Genomic DNA, 23,736 nt, shown 5'->3' on the forward strand with positions numbered 1-23,736 from the left:
GTTGGTCTGGAGTTGCCCGTGCCTACCGTTTCAGTATTGCCTGTGTCGTCGGTTCCAGAGGTGTTCGACCGCTGGAGTCCTGGTGAGCGCAGCGAGCTCATCGGATCGGAGTTTCTCGATGTGTTGGCCTCGGTGCCAGACCCGAGGGACCCACGCGGTCGGAGGTATTCGCTGATGGCTTTGTTGGCGATCGCGGTTCTGGCCACTGCCGCGGGGATGCGCGGCTATGCTGGTTTTGCCACATGGGCGGCCACCGCTCCCGATGATGTGTTGGCCCAATTAGGGGTCCGGTTCCGGCGGCCCAGTGAGAAGACCTTCCGCGCTGTTTTGTCTCGGCTAGACCCCGCCGACCTCAACGCCAGGATGGGCAGTTACTTCACTGCACACGTGGCCAGCAGCGACCCCAGTGGATTGGTGCCGATCGCGTTGGACGGCAAGATGCTGCGTGGTGCTTTACGCGCCAAAGCGACAGCCACGCATCTCGTGTCGGTGTTCGCCCACCGTGCCCGATTGGTGCTCGGTCAACTCGCTGTCGCCGAGAAAAGCAATGAAATTCCCTGCGTACGTGCCCTGCTCACGCTGCTGCCGGGTAGCTTGCGGTGGCTGGTCACCGTGGATGCGATGCATACCCAGGTCGTCACCGCGAAGTTGATCTGCGCCACCTTGAAGTCGCACTACCTGATGATCGTCAAGTCCAACCAAGCCAAAATACTTGCGCGTATCACCGCGCTGCCCTGGGCCGAGGTGCCCACAGCCGCTACCGACGACTCCCGCGGCCACGGCCGTGTCGAGACCCGCACCCCGCAAATCATCACCGCTGCACGAGGAATCGGCTTCCCCTACGCAAAACAAATCATCCGGATCACTCGTGAACGCTTGATCACCGCCACCGACCAGCGCAGCGTGGAGGTGGTCTATGCCATCTGCAGCCTGCCGTTCGAGCACGCCCGCCCTACCGCGATCATGACCTGGATGCGTCAACACTGGGGAATCGAGAACAGCCTGCACTGGATACGCGACGTCACCTTCGACGAAGACCGTCAAAGGGCACATACCGGAAACGGCGCACAGGTCCTAGCAACGCTACGCAACACCGCGATCAATCTGCACCGCCTCAACGGCGCCGACAACATCGCCGAAGCCTGCCGGATCACCGCTTTGACCGCCAACCGCCGCCTAGACCTCCTCAATCCACAATTCCCCAGCTCACAAGCCTGCTAATCAACAACGCCGGAGCCCTGGGTGATCACCGAGATCGCCGTCGTCGTCGTGCTGATGCTGTCCACCAAGATGGTGGCCTCGGCACAGTGGGCCCTGGACAACCAGACCTGGCCGACCACGCTTTGGGCCAGCAACGCCACCATCTCGGCGGCGCTGCAGTTCGGCCCGGCCGGCGGCATGTTGACCGGCATTGCGGTGACAGCCGCCAACGAGGCCGTCAAGGGCTACGTCAACGTCAACCTTGGGCGCAGCGCGACCATCGTGATCGAACTGGCGGTCGGCCTGGCGGTCGGCATGGCCGCCCGCACCGCCCGGCGCGCCCACGCCGATCTGCAACGAGCGGCTCAGCTGTCGGCCGCCTTGCAGGAGCGGGAGCGGCTCTCCCGGCAGGTCCACGACGGCGTCATCCAGGTGCTGGCGCTGGTCTCTCGGCGCGGGCACGAAATCGGTGGCCCCACATCCGAGTTAGCCGAACTCGCCAGCGAGCAGGAACGCGCGCTGCGCCGATGGATAATCTCCACTGACACCGATCGTGACGGCAACACCCGCAGCGTCGACCTGTGCGCCCTGTTGCGGCGCAGGGCGTCCGACCGGGTATCGATGAGCTTGCCGGGAACTCCGGTGACACTGACGCGGGAGGTCGCCACCGAGCTGGATGCGGCGGTGGGCAACGCCCTCGACAACGTGCGCCTGCATGCCGGGCCGAGCGCCCGCGCATTCGTGCTGCTCGAAGATCTCGGCGACTCGGTCACCGTCAGCGTCCGCGACGACGGCGTGGGCATTGCCCCGGGGCGACTCGACGAGGCCGCCGGCCAGGGGCATCTGGGTATCTCGAAGTCGATTGTGGGACGGCTGGCGGCCCTGGGTGGCACCGCAGAACTGAGCACGGACCAGGGCGAGGGCACCGAATGGGAGCTGCGGGTGCCACGCCGGGAAGGATCGTCATGAGTGAGCACGAATCGCCGACGGTGATGGTCGTCGACGACCATCCGATCTGGCGTGACGCGGTTGCCCGCGATCTCTCCGATGACGGCTTCGCAGTGGTCGCCACCGCCGACGGGGTGGCGACGGCGCAACGGCGGGCCGCAATCGTCAAGCCCGACGTGGTGGTGATGGACATGCGGCTGGCCGACGGCGATGGTGTGCAGGCAACCACGGAGGTGCTCAAGGTCTCGCCCGCGACCCGCGTGCTGGTGCTGTCGGCCTCCGACGAACGCGAGGACGTCCTGGAAGCCGTCAAGGCGGGGGCAACCGGATACCTGGTCAAGAGTGCGTCGAAGGCCGAACTCGCCGATGCGGTGCGCGCCACCGCGGCGGGGCGAGCCGTCTTCACCCCAAGCCTGGCTGGGCTGGTCTTGGGCGAGTATCGGCGTATCGCGCAAACCGCGGACTCGAGCCAGGATCGGCCCAGCCTGACCGAACGGGAGACCGAGATACTGCGCTACGTCGCAAAAGGACTGTCCGCCAAGCAGATTGCTGAAAAGCTCTCGTTGAGCCACCGGACGGTGGAAAACCACGTCCAGGCGACGTTCCGCAAGCTGCAGGTCGCCAACCGGGTGGAGCTGACCCGCTACGCCATTGAGCACGGGCTGGACAAGTAGCCGCCCAGTTTGCGTAGTCCTACTCATCCATGCCGGGGCCAAGAACGGCAGAGTAATCGACATGACCGAATCGCAGCACGCTGTCATCAGTCGACTCTCCGCGGAATTCGACTCATTGGCTCGTCAGATGGCCCGCGTTTCCGGCGAACTCAGCCAGCTTGACCGCCTGATCTCCGATTCGGTCGGCGCGCCCCAACCCGCTGCGGCCGCGCCGCCGCAACCACAACCGCAGCCTGTGGCTCCGTACTGGTACCCCTACTGGCAGCAGTGGGCGCCCGTGGCGCCAGCACCCGCCGCGGCGCCGCCACGCCAGGACGCTCCCCCACCTACCGCGCGCCCGGCCCCCAAGGCCCACCGGCCCCGGCACCGGCCGCGGCCCCACCGGTCTCCGCACCGCGGCGCCCCGCCGAGAGCACCGAATCCGGCTGGATCGGCAAGCTGCTAGCGGTCGCGGGAGTGGCGGTGACGTTGACCGGCGTGGCGCTGCTGCTGGTCCTCGCCGCGCAAGCCGGGCTGCTGCGACCCGAGATCCGGGTCGCCGGTGGCACGGCGTTGTCAGTCGCGCTCGTCGGCGTGGCCGTCCGGCTGCGCGGCCGCCCCGGTGGACGCATCGGCGCGATCGCGTTGGCCGCCACCGGTATCGCAACCGCCTACCTGGACGTCATCGCGGCGACCACCATCTACCAGTGGGTGCCGGCGCCCGCCGGGCTGGTGCCGGCCGCGCTGGTCGGTGGGGCGGGACTTGCGCTGGCCCGCCGCTGGGATTCCGAGCACCTGGGGCTACTGGTGCTGGTGCCGTTGATCGGGCTGGCGCCCGTGCTCACCAGAGGTGCCGATCTCTTGCTGGTGAGCTTCATGCTGGCGCTGTCGGCCGCAGCGTTACCGGTGCAACTGGGCAAGGATTGGGTCTGGCTGCACGCCGCGCGCGTCGCGGCACCCACCGTGCCCCTGTTGATCGCCCTGGTGGCGGCCGACAAGCACGACAACACCTGGCTGCTGGGCGCAGCCTGCGGTGTCGCGGCGATCCTTGCCATCGTGAGCGGCCTGATCGTGTTGCCGGGCGGCAAGAACGCCGCCGCCCTGGCCGTGCTCACGGTGGTCGGGACCCTGCCCGTCTTGGCCGCCGCCGTCGCGGTCGATCGCGTGTTTGCCGCGCTGCTGGCCGGCACCCTGGCCGCGGCACTGTTGGCAATCGTTCTGGTAGGCAGTGAACTTCCCACCATCTTCAACCGGGTCTTGGCGGCATGGTCGGCAATCTCGGCGCTGGTCGCCGTTACCGTTGCCTTCGACGGCCACGTCGAGGGGCCGATCCTGCTCGCCCTTGCCATCGTCGTCGCGATCGCAGGTCGCCACGACCGCATGGCGCTCTGGGCCGCAGCGGGTTTCGGCATCGTCGGCCTCGGCCTGTACTACAGCTATGCGCCGCTGCATGCGCTGTTGACAGCGACGGTGATGCCGACCCCGATCGCGGTGTCCACCTTGGCCGCCAGCCTGCTCAGCATCGCATTTGTCGTTGCGATGAGCAGGGCGTGTGCCGGCATCGGAGGCCAGAATCGCGACATCCGCCGGATCCTGGCCGCCGTCGGCGGGGTGCTGGTGATCTATGCCGTCACCGCGTTTACGGTCACCGCCGGTGTCCTGATCGCCGGCACCGAGGCGGGCTTCCTGGCCGGCCACATGGCGGCCACCATCTGCTGGATCGCCGTAGCGGCGCCGCTGTTCGTCTACGCACTGCGAGTCGCAGACCGGGAACGCCGCACCGCCCCGATCAGCGCCGGCCTGGCGCTCACCGGGGCCGCCACCGCCAAGCTGTTCCTGTTCGATCTCGCCACGCTCGACGGCATCTTCCGGGTCGCGGCGTTCATCGTGGTCGGCCTGGTGCTGCTGGCGATGGGAACCGGATACGCGCGCAGCCTCGCGCGCTAGCACCCTGGCGAGCAGACGCGAAATCGCACGGGATCGGAGATTCCGATGCGATTTCGCGTCTGCTCGCCGGAGATCAACTGGTCTCGAGAATGGCCACGGCGGCCGCCGTATCCCCCTCGTGGGTCAACGACACATGGATCGTCACATCGGCCAGGTGCTTGGCGATCTCCCCGGTGAGACGCGCCCGCGGCCGTCCCCACATGTCGGTGACCACCTCGATGTCGCGGTGGATGTCTTCGGGCAGCACCGGCCGCTGCGCGAACCGTGATCCAGACCAGGCCTTGATCACCGCTTCCTTGGCGGCCCAACGGGCCGCCAAGTGCCGCGCCGCCGACGAACTCTTATCGGAGGCGTCGCGGCGCTCACCGGGGGTGAAGGTCGCAGCGAACGCCGTTCCCGGCTGATCGACCTGCTCGGCGAAATCAGGAATGGAGACGAGGTCGATCCCGACGCCGACGATGCCCATGGATCGCCACGTTAATCGATGACCAATCTCATCCGATGTAGGCCTCGCCGTCGCCGAGCCGAGCGGCCGGATTCAGCAGCATCGCTGCCTCTTGCGGCTTCTCGGCCGTGTCGTGGTCGAAACGGCGGTCCGGAGGCCGCTGATACATCGGCTCTCCACCGGCCATGGCCGACGCCAGCCTCCGCTGACCGGCCAGCAGCCGCGTATCGGCACGCCGCTGGTAGTCCGCGCGCTGCTCAGGAGCCAGCGAGGCGATGAACGCCTGTGGGTGCACCAACGCGACCAGACCGGACACGTGGCCGAACCCGAGGCTGGTCAGCATGCCGGCTTTGAGCGGGAACTTCCCGCCCAGCCGCAACGCGTCACGCACCCACACGAAGTGCGCTGCCCCGGCCAGTTCATCGTCCACACAGTCCAGACTCCGGTTGGGCGGAATGACACCGTCACGCAGAATCTGGCACAGCCCCATCATCTGGAAGACCGCCGCGCCACCCTTGGCGTGACCGGTCATGCTCTTTTGCGACACCACGAACAGTGGCGCACCCTCGGATCGGCCAAGTGAGTCGGCGAGCCGCTCGTGCAATTCCGTCTCGTTGGGATCGTTGGCCAGCGTCGACGTGTCGTGCTTGGAGATGATGGCGATGTCATCGGCACCCACGCCCAACTTGGCCAGCGCCCGCGCCAGCGCGGAGTCCCGGCCGCCGCGTCCGGCGCCCAATGCGCCCAGCCCCGGAGCCGGAATCGAGGTGTGCACACCGTCTCCGAAGGACTGTGCGAAGGCCACCACCGCGAGCACGGGCAGGCCCATCTTCAGAGCCAGGTCGCCACGGGCCAGCAGAATCGTGCCACCGCCCTGGGCTTCCACGAAGCCCAGCCGGCGCCGGTCATTGGGCCGGGAGAACTTCGAGTCGGCGATTCCGCGGCCGCGCATCATGGCGGTGTCGGCGGTGGCCGCCATGTCACCGAAGCCGATGATGCCTTCCAAGGTGAGGTCGTCGATACCGCCGGCCACCACCATCTCGGCCTTGCCCAAGCGGATCTTGTCGACGCCCTCCTCGACCGACACCGCGGCCGTCGCGCATGCGGCGACCGGTTGGATCATCGAGCCGTAGCTACCGATGTAGGACTGAACCACGTGCGCAGCGACGATATTCGGCAGAATTTCCTGGAATATGTCGTTCGGCTTGTTCCGGCCCAACAGGTTTCCGTGGTACATCGTCTGCATCGACGTGCCGCCACCCATCCCGGTGCCCATGGTGTTTGCGACCAAACTCGGGTGCACATAACGCATTACCTCGGTCGGGCTGAACCCGGCGCTCAGGAACGCGTCGACGGTGGCCACGATGTTCCAAACCGCTACGCGGTCAATCGAACTGGCCATGTCCTGACTGATGCCCCACACCGTCGGATCGAAGCCCGTCGGGAGCTGGGCGCCAACCACCCGCGACAGTGTCGTCTTGCGCGGCACTCGAATCTCGGTGCCGGCCTTACGGATGACCTGCCAGTCACCCGAATCGGGCACCGGCCGGATGACGGTGTGCTCGGGATCGAAGTCTGCGAAGGCACGCGCGTCGGCCTCCGAGGACACCACGAAGGAGAAGTCCTTGTCCAGGAACACCGACACCAGCAACGGCGACGAGTGGTCGGAGTCGATCGTGCCGTCGTCGACGAACTCCCGAATGCCGACGCGCTCCACCACCACATCGTGATAACGCTCGACCAACTCGGCTTCGTCGACCAGCTCACCGGTTCCGGTGTCATACCAGCCCGGTTGCGGGTCGTCTTCCCACCGGACCAGCCCGGTGGTCCAGGCCAACTCCAGCACACCGGCGGCGGAGAGCTCGTTCTCGACCTCCATCTCGAAACGCGTCCGTGAGGAGCCGTATGGACCGAGCTCGGCACCGCCGACGATCACCACCAGGTCGGACGGGTCCACGTCGAGGTCGTCCCAGTGCGGTGGCGGCGCCGGCGTGTATCCACGCGGCGGTGACGGCAGCGCGGGAATTGCCCCCTCAGTTGACTCTTCGTCATCTGCGGTCGCCTCGGTCGACATCTCCTCACGCGCCTTGGCGGCTAGTTTGGCCATGTCGAGGTTGGCCTCCGCCAGCCCACCCGTGAGGTCCGCTTTGATCGGGGTACTGGCCGCCGCGACCTTGGACTCCACATCGCACAGGCCGAGCAGCATCGCCGCCATCTCGTCAGTGGAGTAGGTGGTGACGCCGGCCTCTTCGACAGCGCTGACGATGGCGTCGTTGTGACCCATCAGGCCGGTGCCGCGAGTCCATCCGATCAGCGCGTGCGCCAGGCTGACCCGGGCCGCCCACGAGGACTCGGCGTGCCAACGACTCACCACCGCGTCCAGCGCCGACTTGGCTTCGCCGTAGGCGCCGTCACCACCGAACATGCCGCGGTTGGGCGAGCCGGGCAACACCACGTGCAGTCGCGAGGCGATGTCGCGCTCGGCGCCGATCGTCGAGAGCCCGCCGATCAGCCGCTGCACTGCCCACAGCAGCACCTTCATCTCCATCTCGGAGCGCGAGCCGGCCTCCGACAGGTCGCCGACCACGCGCGGCGCCGCGAACGGGAACAGCAACGTCGGCGTCTGCGCGTCCTTGATGTGAATCGACTGCGGCCCAAGGCTTTCGGTTTGCTCGCTGCCGACCCATTCGACCAGGGCGTCGATGTCGGAGTAGGAGGCCATGTTGGCCGCCACCACCCACAGCGCCGCACCGTAGCGGGCATGGTCTCGGTACAGCGTGCGGTAGAACGCCAGCCGCTCGTCGTCGAGTTTGGACGTGGTGGCAATGACGGTGGCACCGCCATCGAGCAGTCGTGCCACCACCGATGCCGCGATCGAACCCTTCGAAGCGCCGGTCACCACCGCCACTTCGCTGCTGTCCGGACCCGGGTCCGGGTTCTCCGCACCGGCGGCGATTCGGCCGTACAGCGACGCGTGGATCTGCCGCCCCGCCGCCAGCGACTTGCCCTGCCACCAGGTGGCTTGGGTCGCGACGACTTGGCCGGCTCCCTCGAAGCGTTGCGATAGCCGCGCCCAGTCGGCGTCAATGTCACCTTCGTCGGTTAGCCACAGTTTGACCAGGTCTTCGCGGGCGCTGGCCCAGCGGTCGTCGAACACGACTGCTTTCTTCCCGTCGAACACCGGCGCCACCAAACGCGGCCAGTCCGAGCCCAATTCAGCGGTGACCAGTTCGATGAGGTCTGCGTCGGTCGCGGCCGGCAGCGCGGTGGCCGGGGCGTCGAGACCCAACTGGCCCAACACCAGACGAGCAGCCGAGGCGAGCACGCCGTCGCGACCGGTGATCTGATCGGTGAATTCGGCGAGCGCCGCCGCGTCGACGGTAGCGCCACCGCCACCGCCGGCCGACGGCAGCGCCACGGCGACACCACGGCGGGCGGCAACCGATGCAACCGCGGCGTCGACCACCTTGTCGACGGAAGCCGCATCGGCCAACGCGCCCTCGTGCAGGTTGCCCAGGGCGCCGCCGCGAACGCTGCTGCCCTCGCGGGTGCCTAGCGCCACCTCGACGGTGACGTGTTTTGCCCAGCCATCGCCAAGCTCCCAGGTCTTCTTGACCCGCTCCGCGATGGCACCCGGGCGCTTGCCCGAGGGTCCCAGCACCGTGCGAAGTTGATCGTTGATCGCATCCGAAAGCACTGGGCCGTAAGGCTTGTAGGTCCGTGCCAGCTTGGTGACCTGCGAGCGCAGCCCGGCCAGGTCGGCCTCGGCCGCGCCGTCGATGGCACCCAGATTCAATTCGGAGCCCAGATCCACCAGCAGCTGGTTACGCCGCGACGACGCGCCGTCGGTGATGGACTCGATGGAGTCCAGCTGCTCGATCTGGTCCAGGCGCATCTTGGCGGACAGCGCGATCAGCGCCAGAGTGGCATCGGCGGCGTCAAACCCGATGTCGTCGGGCCGCGGGCCACCCGAAGGTGCGGCCGCGTCGCCCGCCTCCGCCGCGGGCTCCTCTGCCTCGGGCTCCGGCTCCGGTTCGGGGTCGGTGTCGGTGGCGAACAGCACCGCGGCATCGCGCTCGGCATTGAGCACTTCCACTGTGCTGTGGGCGTATTCGGGCAGCTTGAGCGTGTTGGTAGCCAGACCCGCCACGGTCGGCGAGGTCTTCACGCCGATCTCGACGAACCTCTCCACGCCGAGCCCGCCGGCGGCCTCCTCGATGAAGAGCAGATCCTGGGTCTCAATCCAGCGCACCGGACTGGCGAACTGCCATGCCAGCAGCTCGATGAAGACGGTGCGCGCCAGCTCGCGCGGGCGCTCCCGAATCCAGGTGTCGTAGTCGGCCAGGATCTCGTCGAGCGGCTCGGCCGGCACCAGATCCCGGATCTCCTGGATAAAGTCACGGTCCAGGTTGAACAGCCGCGGCACCAGGTTGGGGATGTAGCGCCCGATGATCAGGTCCGGATCGGCGTCGCGCGGCATCACGCGGTCCAGCGAACGGCGGAACTCCGCGACACCAACCCGCAGCACCCGCGAGTGGAACGGAACGTCGATGCCGGGCACCAGGATGAACGAGCGTCGTCCGCCGCTGAGTTCACGGCGCCGCTCCACTTCAGCCTCCAGCGCCTCTAGCCCGCGCACCGTGCCCGCGATCGCGTATTGCGACCCGCGCAGGTTGAAGTTCACGATCTCCAGGAACTCACCGGTGCTCTCGGCGATCCCGGCGACGAAGGCCGGAACGTCGTTGTCATCGAGGTCGATCTGCGACGGCCGGATGGCCGCCAGCCGGTAGTTGGACCGCCCCAGCTCGTCACGAGGCACGATGTCGTGCATCTTCGAGCCGCGGTGGAACACCATCTCCAACAGGGCTTCTAGTTCGTAGATACCCGTCACGCAGGCCAGTGCGGTGTACTCACCCACCGAGTGTCCACAGGCGATCGCGCCCTCGACAAAGGCACCCTGCTCACGCATTTCGGCCACCTGCGCGGCCGCCACGGTGGCCATCGCAACCTGGGTGAACTGCGTCAGGTACAACACCCCGTCGGGGTGGTGGTAGTGCACACCGCTGGCGATGAGGCTGGTCGGATTGTCCCGAACCACGTGCAGCACCGAGAAACCCAGCGTGTCGCGGGTGAACCTGTCCGCGATGTCCCACACCTTGCGGGCCGCCTTGGAGCGTGCTCGGACCTCCATGCCCATGCCTTTTTGCTGAATACCCTGACCCGGGAAGGCATAGACAGTCTTGGGCGCGGCCAGTCGTGCGGACGCCGACATGACCAGATCCGAACCGATGCGCGCTGACACTTCCAGAACCTCTGCGCCCTGGTCGATTCCAACGCGCTCGACACGGAAGTCCACATCGTCACCGGGGCGCACCATGCCCAGGAAACGCGCGGTCCACCCGACCAGGCGGGCCGGCGGGCGAGCTTTCCCGTCGGTGGCGGTCACGGTGTGCTGCGCGGCGGCCGACAACCACATGCCGTGCACGATGGGCGATTCCAGGCCGGCCAGCAACGCCGCGGAACGATCGGTGTGGACGGGATTGTGGTCGCCGGACACCACCGCAAACGGACGCATATCCACGGGCGCCGTGAGGGTGACGTCGCGGCGACGACGCCGCGGGGTGTCGGTGGCGTTCTCCGATACCGTGCCACCGGCCCGAACCGGGTCGCTGAGTTCAGCGGTTCCGGTACGGCCCAGGATCGCGAACCGCTCTTCGAGAGTGGCGATCGTCGCACCGTCGGGCCCGGCAACTGTCACCGAGACCGGCACCACACGACCCATGTCGGTGTCGGTGGCATTGGAAGCCGTTGCCGTAACGGTCAATTGGGCAGGAATCTTGGGCAAATCGCCGACCACGCGAGCCGCATGGTCGAGGTGGACCAGGCTGAGCAGCCCCTCCACCACCGGCACACCGCTGTCGGTCACCGCGGAACCGATCGCTGCGAAAACCGCCGGCCAGCACTGCCCGACCAGTGCGTCCGGAACGGTTGTGAGGCTAGGTGCCAGCGACTCACCGAAAGTGGCCGTGACCCCGGTGTGGTCGGCCACCTTCTCGGGGTCCCAGTCGACGGTCACCGTCGCCGTTCCATCGGTTACCGAGGGCAATGACTCCGGCCCGTCCACACCGGCCGCGATCGCCAGCACCGAGCGCATCGCGGTGGTGGCGTCGTCGGTGGAGACCACCGGGATGCCGCCGTCAACGGTGTTGGCGGGCAGGGTGAACCGGATGTCGATCCAGGTGGCCGAAACCGGCACACTCAATACCACGTCGCTGCCCTGGACTTGCAGCCGAGCGCCAGTGGACGTGTGCGTGGCGCGGGGACTTTCGGGTCCGTCGTGGACCTGCCACTCGCTCGGGTCGGCGATCCGGTGGACCGGATTCGTCGCGGTACGCCCGGCCCACAACACGTCCGGGGCATCCAGCACAACGGCGAGCGGCCCGGTCACATCGGGACGGCCCAACCGGCGCGATGTGACCGCTTTCGCGTCACCGTCGCTACCAAGCACCTCATCGATGGCGGCCCGCTCGAAGCGGTCCAGCAGCTCACCGACCGGCTCGTCCATCCGGGTGATACCGGCGACCGCCGCGGGGCCGGGAATGATACACACCTGGTCAGCGTCGTAGCGGGCGTCATGGGCCTGCCACAGCGAGTCACTGCGCCACCAGCGCCGAACGTCCTTGTCGATGACGGGCACAAAGTTGACCGGCTTGCCAAGGGTCTTGCACAGCGTCACAAAGAACGGCACGTCCGCCGGGTGCAGCTGGACGGTCTCGGCGTCCGGGTAACGGGCCAGCAGCGCGGCGATGGTCTGCGTCGGATTCTCCAGCAGCGCCGGATCGGCGAATGCGGTCTCGATGGGACCGAAATCCTGTGGGTGCAAACGCGCTTCGGCGCGCTGCAGCATCTGCTGGAACCGGTCTCGCCAGGTGTCGGCCAGCCACGGGCTGCCCGGCGCGGCGGTGTCGGCAGTCGAATTGCCTTCGCCGATAGCCAGTTCGACGTAGCGCTGCAGCCACTGCAGATATGTCATGTCGGCGATGTCGCCGAAGTAAGGCTTGGCGGTCTTGGCCATCGCGGCGATGATCTCGTCGCGACGCTCGGCGACCGCATCCGCGTCTCCGGCCACCTCGTCGAGCAGCTGCCCGCAACGCGACGCGCTGTTGTCGATCTCGTGGATGTCCGCACCGAGCTGGCTACGGCTGGAAGCCATGCCGCCCTGAGCTTTTCCGGCGCCGATCCACTCACCGGCGCCCTGGGTTTCGACCAGCATCTTCTTGACCGACGGCGAGGTGGTGGCCTCCAGTGCGGCCATGGCGGCGGTGCCGACCAGGATCCCGTCGATCGGCATCAGCGGGAAGCCATAGGCCTGCGCCCAGCGCCCGGACAGGTACTCGGCCGCGCGCTCCGGGGTACCGATGCCACCGCCGACGCAGACGGTGATGTTGGCGCGCGACCGCAACTCCGAATAGGTCGCCAACAACAGGTCGTCGAGGTCTTCCCAGGAATGGTGGCCACCGGCGCGCCCACCTTCGACGTGCATGATCACCGGCTTGGTGGGCACCTCGGCGGCAATGCGGATCACCGAGCGGATCTGCTCGATGGTGCCGGGCTTGAACACCACGTGGCTGATTCCGATGTCGTTGAGTTCGTCGATCAGCTCGACGGCTTCTTCGAGGTCCGGGATGCCCGCGCTGATCACCACACCATCGATTGCCGCGCCGGACTGGCGCGCCTTTTGCACCAGCCGCTTGCCACCGAGCTGGAGCTTCCACAGGTAGGGATCGAGGAACAATGCATTGAACTGATAGGTGCGCCCCGGCTCGAGCAGACCGGACATCTCGTTGATGCGGTCGGCGAAGATCTCCTCGGTGACCTGCCCGCCGCCGGCCAGCTCGGCCCAGTGCCCAGCGTTGGCCGCCGCGGCGACGATCTTGGCGTCCACGGTGGTGGGCGTCATACCCGCGAGCAGGATCGGCGACCGACCGGTCAGCCGAGTGAACTTCGTCGAGAGCTTCACCCTGCCGTCGGGGAGACGAACAGCGGTCGGGGCATAACTCGACCAGGCCCTGGCAACCTCGGGCGTGGCTCCGACGGTGAAGAGGTTGCGCTGGCCGCCGCGCGTTGCCGCGGGCACGATGCCGATGCCCAAGCCCCGGATCACCGGCGCGGTCAGCCGGGTCAGGATGTCACCGGGCCCCAGGTCCAGGATCCAGCGTGCGCCGGCCTCGTGGACCCGGTTGATGTCACTGACCCAGTCCACCGTGTCAACCAGGATCGCCTCGGCCAGCTGGCGGGCCAGGGCGACGTCGAGGCCAACCTTTTCGGCCCAGCCGCCCACAATGTCAATTCCGTCCGCCAGCCGCGGAGTGTGGAAGCCCACCTCGACCTTTACCGGATCGAACACGGGCGCGAAGACATCGCCGCCGCGGACCTTGCTCTTGCGCTCGGCTTCTTCTTTCTCCGATATCTGGCGGCAATACAGCTCGAAGCGAGACAACTGCTCGGGGGTGCCGGTGATGACGACCGAACGCCGACCGTTGCGGATGGACAGCACGGGCGGAAGCACGGTGCGCACGTCCTGGGCGAAGTCCTCCAGCAGCTGCTGGATGCGCTCGGGGTCGGCGTTGGTGACCGAAACCATCGGCGGGCGATCGCCGAGGACGGATATCCCACGTCGCCGCGCCACCAGCGTTCCCGCCGCACCGATCAGCTGAGCCAGGGCCAACAGCTCCACGTCGCGCGCCCCACCGGCGTTGAGTGCCTCCACCGCCAGCACGCCCTGCGAGTGCCCCACCGACACCACCGGAGGGGTCGCAATCAGGTCCATACCCTGGCGTGCCAAGGCGCGGACGGCTGCGACCTGGGTAAGCAGCACGCCCGGCAACGACACCGCCGACGATGTCAGGTGCTTGTCGGACGGGACTGGATCCTCAGCGGCCAACGCACGTACCCACTGCAGCGGCTCGAAGCCGATCGGGCGGACCACAACCAGTTCCTTGGACACCGGCTCGAGCAGCAGCTCGACCTCGCCCACCAGGGCGGCCAGTTCTGATTCGATTCCGGCCGCCGAAACCAGTTCCTCGAGAGTCTCGAGCCACGCGCTGCCCTGTCCCCCGAATGCCACCGCGAACGGCTCACCCGCGGTCAGACGATCGACCAGAGCATGGGTGCTGTGCGGGCCAGTCTCGTCGCGGTCAGCTGACACCCGGTCGTGCTCGTGGATCGTCACGTTCAACATCTCCTGTTTGTGCGTCTGTATATCTCAGCTCGTTCGGCCGCCCGGACTCCCTGCGGGGGTTGCTCGATTCCGCGTCGAATCGCAGCCGAAAAATCCTGTGACCGGTGTGTTGTCGGCGGGCCGGCCCATGGATCGGGCGGCGCGACGGACTGCATCGGCCATATAAGAGTGTCATAAGGATCCGTCCACTCTTTTGACGCCAATAAGTTACTGGCGAGTTCTACGCACGGGTAACCGTGTCATGGGTAACACCGCGTTTAACCGACGGCACAGGCATGCCGAACAAACGTCCTGCATGCAGGTGGTTACGCCTGAGTAGCTATAACTGCGCTGATCAAGGCAGTATTGTTACCAAATCGTTATGTTAAAAGTTAGCGCCAAGGCCACCGTGCGACATCGTCTCAGCCGTTTCAGCGCGTGGGCATCGGCGCGGACGGCGCTGCCCAGCGAGCGAACAAGTGTTTGCTGGAGTGATGGCCACCCAAGGGGTGGCTAGGCCGAAGGTCAGGCCCACTGCCCAAACTGGGGCTTGAGGATCTCGTTGATGTCCACGCCGACTCCGCCAACTTTGCGCTTGTCGATCTCGACCTGGTGCAAATTGGCGGCCGGGTGCGTGTATCCCTTCGGCGAGCCCCAGTTGTGCTGCCAGAAGTAGGAGCCCAGGCCGTCGCGCACCGCCCAGTCGATCGTCTTCGAGTTGGCGTACACACCGGTGCGCTGATGGCCGATCACCGACTCCCAGGCCCGCAGATACGGAACTATCTGGTTCTTGTACTGCTCATAAGACGGGTTGTCGTCGACTGAGGCATAGATGGGGGCACTTGGCGGGCCGCCGGCCGCCGTGTGCAGCTCCACGCCCCGCCTGGCGTGCTGTACGCCCGCGGCAGCGCCACCCAGCCAGTCCGAGGTGCTCCCCTTCCCGTACTGATAACAGGAGACGACCTTGAGCCCATTACCGACCAGATCGCGCGCCTCACCGATTTGGATCGGCTTACCGAGCATCCAGGCTCCGCCGGGCCGACGGTCGGAGACATACCGGATCGACCCGACCGCGCCGGCCGCCCTGATCTGACTGGCCGGAATGACGCCCGCGGCATAGTCCAGCAGGGTGCCCAGCGACGCCGCCGACACCGGCGCAGCGCGCAACGACGCGGCAGCAGCCCCCAGGCCTACCAGCCCGGGCGTCGCCGCCGCGAATTTGAGCACCTGACGCCGCGAAACCGACACATGCCCCAGATTACTTCACAAGTAACACGTGACACATTGGCCACAACCATCACATCTGCATCACATCGCCGCATCCTCGCCATCGCGAGCCCGCGGGGCCGATTCACACCAGCGCGCCCGACCGCACCAGCACCGGCGCCGCCGGGCATCGTTGGCACGGATTCGCTTTCACTATAAAGTTAGTAAAGTTACTGCTACGGCTGCAGCTGGCTCGGTTGGCTCGACTGCAACGGGGGATCTGATGGATCGCGATCAGCTCATCGACCTCACCCGACGGGCGTTGAAACTCGCCCGAGACAAGACCACCGACCTCGCCCCGCATCAGCACGCCGTCGACGCGCGCGAGTACACGTCACTGGACAGACACGAGCGCGACCGAGCCATGGTGCTCGACAGCCCGCAGCTGGTCGGCTACTCATCCGAACTACCCGGTCCCGACACCTACTGCACCAAGACGATCATGGGCCGATCCATCCTGTTGACCCAGGCTGCCGATCGGGCGGTCCGGGCCTTCGACAACGTCTGCCTGCATCGACAGTCCCGGGTGGCGACGGGTTGCGGTACCGCACTGCGGTTTACCTGTCCCTATCACGGGTGGACCTATGACAATGGCGGACGCCTAGTCGGGCTGCCGGGCCGTGAAGGGTTCCCCGGGATCGCGGTGGGGTCCGACGGACTGACCGAACTTCCGGCCACCGAGTTCGCCGGGTTCCTCTGGGTGTCATTACATCCCGCCGCGAGGCTGGACGTCCCCGCACATCTGGGCCCCCTCGCCGGCGAGCTCCAGTCGTGGGGCATCGGCCGGTGGTCTCCATTGGGCGAGAAGGTGCTCGGTTCGCCCATCAACTGGAAACTTGCCGCCGATACCTTCGCGGAGAACTATCACTTCGCCACGGTGCATCGGCGGACCTTCGCCACCATTGCGCGCAGCAACTGCACCGTCTTCGACTCGTACGGACCGCACCACCGATTGATCTTCCCGCTCAACACAATCCTGGAACTGGAGAACGTCCCCGAGGGCCAGTGGGACCCGTTCCACCACATGGTGGTGATCTACGCCCTGTTCCCCAACGTCGTACTGTCGGTCACCATCGCCAACGGCGAGCTGTTCCGCATTTATCCGGGCGACCGGCCTGGCAGCTCTATTACGGTGCACCAGAACTCGACTCCGTTGGACCTCTCCGACGAATCCGTCGCCACCGGCGCTCAGGCCGTCTTCGATTACGCGCACGCAACCGTGCGCGATGAGGACTATCGGCTGGCCGAAACGCTGCAGACCAACCTCGAATCCGGTGCCCGGCAACGATTGGTGTTTGGGCGAAACGAGCCCGGGCTACAGCATCGCCACATCACCTGGGCACAGGCCCTCGAGACACCCGGCTGAGCCGCAGCCGTCCCCAGTACCGCGCGGGCCGCCATGACTGGCTTCCCCTGGCAGCCCGGAGCCGCTTTTTCGCTATGTTAGCATGAATAGCGAAGTTACCGTCGCCTGCCCCGAGGTGGTGCCCCGATGACGGCCGATTCCACGCACCGTTCGTTTGACGAGCTGTTCATCGGTGGACGCTGGCGCAAACCCACCATCGCGGAGCCGATCACCGTGATTTCCCCACACTCGGAGGAGGCGATTGGGCGGGCCCCGGCGGCTGGCCCCGACGAAGTCGAGGCGGCCGTGGCCGCCGCCCGGCGCGCCTTCGACTACGGTCCGTGGCCACGGCTGGATCCGGGTGAGCGGATACGCAAAGTCGAAGAGTTGGCCGCGATCTACGCGAGCCACCTCGATGACATGGCTGACCTGATCACCGCGGAAATGGGCTCGCCGCACAGTTTCAGCAGGCTGGGCAAAGCGGCCGGAGCAGCGGGCCTGATGCAGCTGGCACTGGCGGCGGGCCGCAACTTCCCCTGGGTGGAGCGGCGCCAGGGAATACGCGGACAGGCGCACCTGCGTCGGGCCCCGGTCGGGGTAGTCGGGGCGATTGTGCCGTGGAACGTGCCGCAATTCCTCATCATGCCCAAGCTGATCCCCGCACTGATCGCCGGTTGCACCGTGATCATCAAGCCGGCTCCCGAAACCCCCTTGGACGCTTTGTGGTTAGCCGAGATGATCGAACAGATCAAGCTACCCGAGGGCGTCGTATCGGTGCTTCCCGGCGGACCGACGGTCGGCGAGGCGCTGGTTCGCCATCCCGGGGTCGACAAGATCGCGTTCACCGGGTCCAGCGCCACGGGCCGTCGGATCGCCGCCCTGTGCGGCGAAGGACTCAAACGGGTGAGCTTGGAGCTGGGCGGAAAATCCGCGGCGATAATCCTCGACGACGCCGACGTCGGCAAGACCGTCGCCGGGTTGAAAACAGCAGGATTGATGAACAACGGGCAGGCCTGCGTTGCTCAGACCCGCATCCTGGTGAGCGAACGCCGTCACGACGAAGTCGTCGACGCCCTGGCCGACATGATGTCGGCGCTGCAGGTCGGCGATCCCGCCGATGAGAAGACCGACGTCGGGCCCCTGGTCGCGCAGCGACAACAACGTCGGGTTCGTGACTACATTCGCTCCGGTCAGCAGGAAGGCGCACGCATCGTGCTCGGCGGCCAGGACAACCCACAGGACCGCGGCTGGTATGTGCGGCCCACCCTGTTCACCGACGCCACCAACGACATGCGCATCGCCCGGGAGGAGATATTCGGACCGGTCCTGACTGTCCTGACCTACCGGGATGAACAGGACGCGATCCGGATCGCCAACGACAGCGACTACGGCCTGGCCGGTTCGGTGTGGACCGCCGATACCGCGCACGGACTCGAAATCGCCGCGGCGGTGCGTACCGGCACCTATGGCATCAACATGTACACGCTGGACATCAGCGCACCATTCGGCGGGTTCAAGCAGTCGGGCATCGGGCGTGAGTTCGGACCCGAGGGGCTTGCCGAATACGTCGAGCTGCAGACGGTGCTGTGTAGCGGAAAAATGCCACCACTCAAGGGCTTTGAGGAACCTGCAGGGTGATCTCGACGGGACAGCACAGCGCGCCGTGCTGGTTTTGGACCTCGATCTGGATCTCTAGGAGGTACTGCGGCGGGTCAACGCTGGTGTCACGCCGTTTGGCCATCACCCTTGCGCGGCCCACCATCGTGTCACCGGCATAGATCGACCCGGTCAATCGCATCCGGCGACGTATTACTCGGCTGGCCGGCCCCGCCCAGTCCGTCGCGATCCGGTCGGCGAATCCGGCCAGGTGCATGGTGTTGACGAAAATCGTCGGGCTGCCCTGATCCCGGGCATAGCCCGGATCGAAGTGGCCGGGAAAGTAGTCCCATGTCGCCCCGGCGTTCTCCACCACACGCTGGTAGCTGATCTCATCAACGACCTCGGGCAGGTCGAACGGAACGCTGATCTCGTCCCAATGCAGCTCCGAACTTGTCATGACGATGGCCCGGGGGTGAAGCGAAACAAGGTATTCCGCGACCTGGCGACCACCACGGCGTCCTGGCGCCGGTAAGTCTCCAGGGTTTCGACGAAATGACCGACGCCAAGCCGCGTTCGCTTCTCCGGAGAAACCGACACCAGCTCCTCGACTACGCAGAGACGGTCCCCCTCCACGATGGGCTGCAGAAACTCGACATCGTTTGCCGCGTTGATAAATGCGGTTCCCGGCAACGGCACTCGCAGCGCCAACGACCCTGCCGAGTCCCGCTCCGCGGGCTGCCAGGGCGGAGTTGTCAGCCAGCCCATCAGCAGTGCCGGCGGAGCCAGCAGGCCTCCCCAGTGCGCCCGCGCATAGTCCTCATCCCAGTACGAGCGGTTACCGTCGTGAACGAGGGCGGCGAACAGCTGGATACGCGCTCCGCTGACCGCGGTGGCCGCGGTTCGTGGCGGGCTCGCAGTGCCGACCATCTGCAGTGCGTCCTGGTAGGTGCCGAAGGCCAGTCGGTACCCCACCTAGCTACCGGGAGCCACGCCGTCTACATGACCAACGGTGACGGCTGGGCACCGAATCCCACTCGAGCACACGGGAAGTGAAGTACCAGCCACCGCGCTCGTAGACCAATTTATCCCGGAAGATCCCGGTTGCCCGCAGGTTCGTGTCACCATGCAAAGCCGCGAAAAGCACAGCAACACAGCGCTGAACCGCGTTGACCCCGCCCACCTGAACCTCGTGGTCGAGACTGACCAGGCGTTGACCATCACCACCATCGAAGGCGGCCCGCAGGTCGGTGAATGACTCGCCATCACGCGTGTAGCTGGCCCCGGAATGACGGAAAGTAGCGATCCAGCCGTCACGGTCGCCATCGGAGTAGGCGCGGTTGTGCCGGGCGGTCAGATCCAGGATGGCAGCACGGCCCGTCGCGGCCTGCAGCAGTTGCTGTTCCTGATAGGACATGGTCATCTTGCTCTCCAGCCGCACTCGCGGGAAACAACAGCTCCAACTGACGTAACAGTAACCCAAATCACTGGCCGCGGCAGTGGCCGCAGCGACCCGACGGAATGCCGCTCCCCCGCCAGAGGTAAGACTCAGCAACACCGTGGCAGGCCGCGCTACACCAGGCGGCATGACAAGCCCGGCAAAGCCCCGGTTCACCCCGCCCGGCCCGAGCGTAAATCCGAGTCCACAACCATCCATCATCAGATCCGGGCGCCCGGGATTCGCCTAGCCGGTCACCATCTATTCACATTCCAGGCATGACCATCGCCAAACGCGCGAGCGTATAGCAGTCAAATTATTTGACACGGTGAATGAGACATAAGCAGTGCACAGTGCACAGTGCACAGTCTTGTTTCACAAACAGTGCACTATGCACAATGCACAACCGACAATTAACAACGTGTTCACAAGCGGGACTCCGGGGCTGAACAACCAGACCGTTGATGCTAAAAACGTTGTTGCAGTGGATAACGAAGTCACACCGGCCGAGGGACTACGCCAGCCCCTGAGGCGCGCCGCCGCACGTTGTCCGCCCCCTCTGGGAAATAATCGCAATCCCTTGCCAGCGGGTTGTTGCATGGAATAGATTCGCATATCAGCGACACTCATATTCTGAACGCCATTTCGCAGTCAGTTCTGGATCGACATATTCGTCCCAAGACCGACATATCCGTCTCAAGATTTGAAGGGGTGACATTTTGGCCTATCCTGAAACCAATACTGCAACGGACTACCCATTCACTCAGCCGGACGCGTTGTCGGCGCCTCGGGATCTCGGCAAACTCCGGCAGCGGTGCCCGGTCGCCGACGTGCGGTTTCCCAGCGGCGACCCGGCGGTTGTCGTCACCCGCTACGACGATGCCAAGCGAGTGCTGGACGACCCTCGAGTCAGCCGCAACATGTACCGCGCGGACGCCGCCAGGCTGTCGACCACCCAGCTCAACATGCTCGAGCTGGAGTTCGTCTCGACGCTGGTTGACCCGCCCAATCACACCCGGATCCGCCGGCTGTTCGCCAAGGCACTGCGCCGGGGGCGAATCGAAGAGTTGCGGCCGAGGATCGTCACGATCGTCGATGAGCTCCTGGACGCAATGCTGGCCGGGCCGATGCCCGCCGACGCCGTCGATGCCCTCGCCCGCCCACTGCCGCGGCAGATCATCGGCGAGATGTTCGGCTTTCCACCGGGCGAGGGCGACCGCGCCCAATACTGGGCGGAGCGGCTGTTCAGCCTCTCGCTCCACACGGCCGAGGAAATGGCCGCCGGCCAGCAGGAGTTCGCGGCGTTCATCTGCGAGCTGGCCGAGAAACGGCGGGCCGAGCCGACGGGCGACTTCTTCAGCGATCTAGTCGCGGTGTCCGACGTCGACGACGGGCAGCTCAGTCACCTCGAACTGGTCTACCTCGCACAGGCCCTCTTCGCCGCCGGCATCGACTCCACCTGGGTGATGATCTCCCGGATGATCGGTCTACTGCTGCACAAGGGTTGCTATGGCCGGGTGGTTGCCGATCCCAAACTGATCGAGCCGACGGTCGAGGAGGTGTTGCGCTACCTGCCGCCGTCCAACCTCGGTGCTCTCCGTTATGCAGTCGAGGACATCGAACTCGACGACGCGGTGATCCCGAAGGGAACGACGATTGCGGTCAGTACTACTGCGGCCAACCGCGACCCCCGTTTCTTCGACGACCCAGACGAGTTCCTGGTCGACCGGTCGGAGAATCGGCATGTCAGTTTCGGCCACGGCCGGTTTCTGTGTCCGGGGGCCTGGCTGGCTCGTTGCGAGATGCAGTCGCTGCTTCGCGGTCTGGTCACCCGGGTGCCGACACTCGAACTCGCGGCGGATGTAAACGACTTGAAGGTTCGTACCGGGATGATGAACGAGGGCATGCTGTCGCTGCCAGTGCGTTGGTGACACCCTGACGACGACCGAGAGGCTGCCATGATGCGCCCGAGAGCCACCGTCGCCGCGGCCACGCCGACCACCGATCTCGCGGCCGGCAGGGCGCTGATCACCCCGAGGCGGCGCAACTTCATCTTCGTGGCGCTCGTGTTGGGAATACTGCTCTCGTCCCTGGATCAGACCATCGTCGCCATCGCGTTGCCAACCATCGTTGCCGACCTGGGAGAGGCGGGGCGCCAATCGTGGGTGGTCACCAGCTACCTGCTGGCCTCTACGATCGCCACCGCGCTGGTCGGCAAGCTCGGCGATATGTTCGGACGCAAGAGGGTATTTCAAGTCCGTGCTGCTCTTTGTGGCGGGGTCGGTGTCGTGTGGGCTGACGCAGTCGATGACCATGCTGGTCGCATCCCGTGCCTTACAGGGCGTCGGCGGAGGCGCCATCACCGTCACCGCTATCGCCCTGATCGGTGAGGTGGTGCCACTTCGAGATCGGGGTCGGTATCAGGGGATCCTCGGCGCGGTAATCGGTATCGCGACGATCGGCGGCCCGTTGCTCGGGGGCTACTTCACCGACTGCCTGAGCTGGCGGTGGGCATTCTGGATCAACCTCCCGGTTTCGGCGGTGGTGATCTGCGTAGCGACGGCGGCGATCCCGGCGCTGGCGGCGACAACCCGACCCGTAATCGACTATGCCGGAATCATGTTCATTGGCTTGAGCCTCGCCGCCTTGACCCTGGCTACCAGTTTGGGCGGGTCGGTCTACGCGTGGGGATCGGCGCCCATCATTGGTCTGTTCACGGCTGCCGGCGTGACTCTAGCCGTGTTCGTCTGGGTGGAAACCACCGCCGCGCAGCCCATTCTGCCAATTCGCCTGTTCGCCGCGCCGGTATTCAGCGTGTGCTGCGTGCTGGGGTTCGTCGTGGGGTTCGCGATGCTGGGCGCACTGATCTTCGTGCCAACATTCATGCAGTACGTCAACGGCGTTTCGGCAACCGCCTCGGGACTGCGCATCCTGCCGATGGCGATCGGCATGTTGATCACGTCCATCGGTAGCGGCAGCATGGTGGGGCGCACCGGCCGCTACAAGATCTTTCCAGTCCTGGGCACGGCGCTGATGACACTCGCGTTTCTTTTGATGTCTCGCATGGACGAATCGACCACTGCGGCAGTGCATTCGGTCTACCTGCTGATCCTAGGGTCCGCCATCGGGATGTCCTCGCAGGTGCTGGTAATCATCGTGCAGAACACGTCGGAGTTCGAAGACCTGGGCGTTGCGACCTCTGGCGTTAGCCTGTTCCGAACCATCGGCGGCTCGTTCGGGGCCGCCATCTTCGGTTCCTTGTTCGTCAACTTCCTCAACTCGCGGCTGGCTTCGGCGCTGACGGCCACCGGCGCGGCCACCGAAGTGGCTAGTTCCCCCGAAGCGCTGCACCGACAATCCCCTGCCGTGGAGGCGCCGATCGTGCACGCCTACGCCGGATCACTAGCCCAGGTATTCCTTTGCGCGGCACCGGTCGCCGCCATTGGTTTCGTCTTGGCCTTATTCATGCGCGAAGTCCCGTTGCGCGATATCCACAACAGGGACCACGACGCACGCGTGCCGCCCGGCGATGGGTCGGGTCAGCAGAACAAGCTCGAGGGCGACTTGGACACCGGCGAATCCGTAGGCGCGCCGGGCAAGGAGCCGGATTTCGGTGTTGATCCCGCCATGGGGCCGGTTCGATAGTCCCGGCCCACCGTCACCTGCATGCCTTGGTGG

At 66.0% G+C, this 23,736-nt stretch carries 11 protein-coding genes and 3 pseudogenes; 8 read left to right on the forward strand and 6 right to left on the reverse strand.

Annotation, left to right across the window (positions count from 1 at the left end):
* Positions 1-18: 18 nt before the first annotated feature.
* From MPSD_RS19490 to MPSD_RS19505, 4 genes and pseudogenes are all read left to right on the forward strand, one after another.
* On the forward strand, positions 19-1,221 hold the full coding sequence (locus MPSD_RS19490) for an ISAs1-like element IS2404/ISMul1 family transposase (protein WP_420811919.1): 1,203 nt from the start codon (positions 19-21) through the stop codon (positions 1,219-1,221).
* Between the two features lie 18 nt (positions 1,222-1,239).
* Positions 1,240-2,169 (forward strand): annotated as a pseudogene (macS, locus tag MPSD_RS19495) (MacS family sensor histidine kinase); the annotation flags it as partial.
* Complete coding sequence (locus tag MPSD_RS19500) at positions 2,166-2,822, forward strand: response regulator (protein ID WP_012395552.1); 657 nt, start codon at positions 2,166-2,168, stop codon at positions 2,820-2,822. The pseudogene macS and the gene MPSD_RS19500, both read left to right, overlap by 4 nt.
* Before the next feature lie 61 nt (positions 2,823-2,883).
* Positions 2,884-4,748, forward strand: a pseudogene (locus MPSD_RS19505) (DUF2339 domain-containing protein).
* 73 nt (positions 4,749-4,821) lie between these two features.
* On the opposite strand, the gene acpS reads toward MPSD_RS19505, so the two are convergent.
* The 3 genes from acpS to MPSD_RS19525 all read right to left on the reverse strand — a co-directional run bounded on the left by acpS (position 4,822) and on the right by MPSD_RS19525 (position 15,661).
* The gene (gene acpS / locus MPSD_RS19510; protein ID WP_020786654.1) at positions 4,822-5,214 is read right to left on the reverse strand and encodes a holo-ACP synthase AcpS; all 393 of its coding nucleotides are present in this window, start codon (positions 5,212-5,214) and stop codon (positions 4,822-4,824) included.
* 28 nt (positions 5,215-5,242) lie between these two features.
* The gene (locus tag MPSD_RS19515; protein ID WP_086085550.1) at positions 5,243-14,425 is read right to left on the reverse strand and encodes a type I polyketide synthase; all 9,183 of its coding nucleotides are present in this window, start codon (positions 14,423-14,425) and stop codon (positions 5,243-5,245) included.
* 513 nt (positions 14,426-14,938) lie between these two features.
* A complete protein-coding gene (locus tag MPSD_RS19525; RefSeq protein WP_015356614.1) occupies positions 14,939-15,661 on the reverse strand; it encodes a DUF1906 domain-containing protein in 723 nt (240 codons plus the stop codon).
* Between the two features lie 241 nt (positions 15,662-15,902).
* Between MPSD_RS19525 and MPSD_RS19530 the strand changes: the two genes are divergently transcribed.
* Both MPSD_RS19530 and MPSD_RS19535 read left to right on the forward strand, forming a co-directional pair.
* The gene (locus MPSD_RS19530) at positions 15,903-17,045 is read left to right on the forward strand and encodes an SRPBCC family protein (RefSeq protein WP_086085548.1); all 1,143 of its coding nucleotides are present in this window, start codon (positions 15,903-15,905) and stop codon (positions 17,043-17,045) included.
* Positions 17,046-17,171: 126 nt separating this feature from the next.
* Complete coding sequence (locus tag MPSD_RS19535; protein WP_020786651.1) at positions 17,172-18,662, forward strand: aldehyde dehydrogenase; 1,491 nt, start codon at positions 17,172-17,174, stop codon at positions 18,660-18,662.
* On the opposite strand, the gene MPSD_RS19540 is transcribed toward MPSD_RS19535, so the two are convergent.
* Genes MPSD_RS19540 through MPSD_RS19550 form a run of 3 tightly spaced genes read right to left on the reverse strand, consistent with a single transcriptional unit; the run spans position 18,634 to position 20,043 of the window.
* Positions 18,634-19,080, reverse strand: a complete 447-nt coding sequence (locus MPSD_RS19540; RefSeq protein ID WP_020786650.1) for a MaoC family dehydratase — start codon at positions 19,078-19,080, stop codon at positions 18,634-18,636. The two genes, MPSD_RS19535 and MPSD_RS19540, sit on opposite strands and share 29 nt — an antisense overlap.
* A complete protein-coding gene (locus tag MPSD_RS19545) occupies positions 19,077-19,550 on the reverse strand; it encodes a MaoC family dehydratase (protein ID WP_051153784.1) in 474 nt (157 codons plus the stop codon). Before MPSD_RS19545 ends, MPSD_RS19540 begins: the two co-directional genes overlap by 4 nt.
* A 49-nt stretch (positions 19,551-19,599) precedes the next feature.
* Positions 19,600-20,043: a nuclear transport factor 2 family protein gene (locus tag MPSD_RS19550; protein ID WP_086085549.1), complete on the reverse strand. Its 444-nt coding sequence runs from the start codon at positions 20,041-20,043 to the stop codon at positions 19,600-19,602.
* A 734-nt stretch (positions 20,044-20,777) separates the two neighbouring features.
* Between MPSD_RS19550 and MPSD_RS19555 the strand changes: the two genes are divergently transcribed.
* Positions 20,778-21,989: a cytochrome P450 gene (locus tag MPSD_RS19555; RefSeq protein WP_020726065.1), complete on the forward strand. Its 1,212-nt coding sequence runs from the start codon at positions 20,778-20,780 to the stop codon at positions 21,987-21,989.
* A 27-nt stretch (positions 21,990-22,016) separates the two neighbouring features.
* Positions 22,017-23,703: pseudogene (locus tag MPSD_RS19560) on the forward strand (MDR family MFS transporter).
* Positions 23,704-23,736 lie beyond the last annotated feature (33 nt).

It is taken from the genome of Mycobacterium pseudoshottsii JCM 15466 (assembly GCF_003584745.1).
GTDB classification, from domain to species: domain Bacteria; phylum Actinomycetota; class Actinomycetes; order Mycobacteriales; family Mycobacteriaceae; genus Mycobacterium; species Mycobacterium marinum.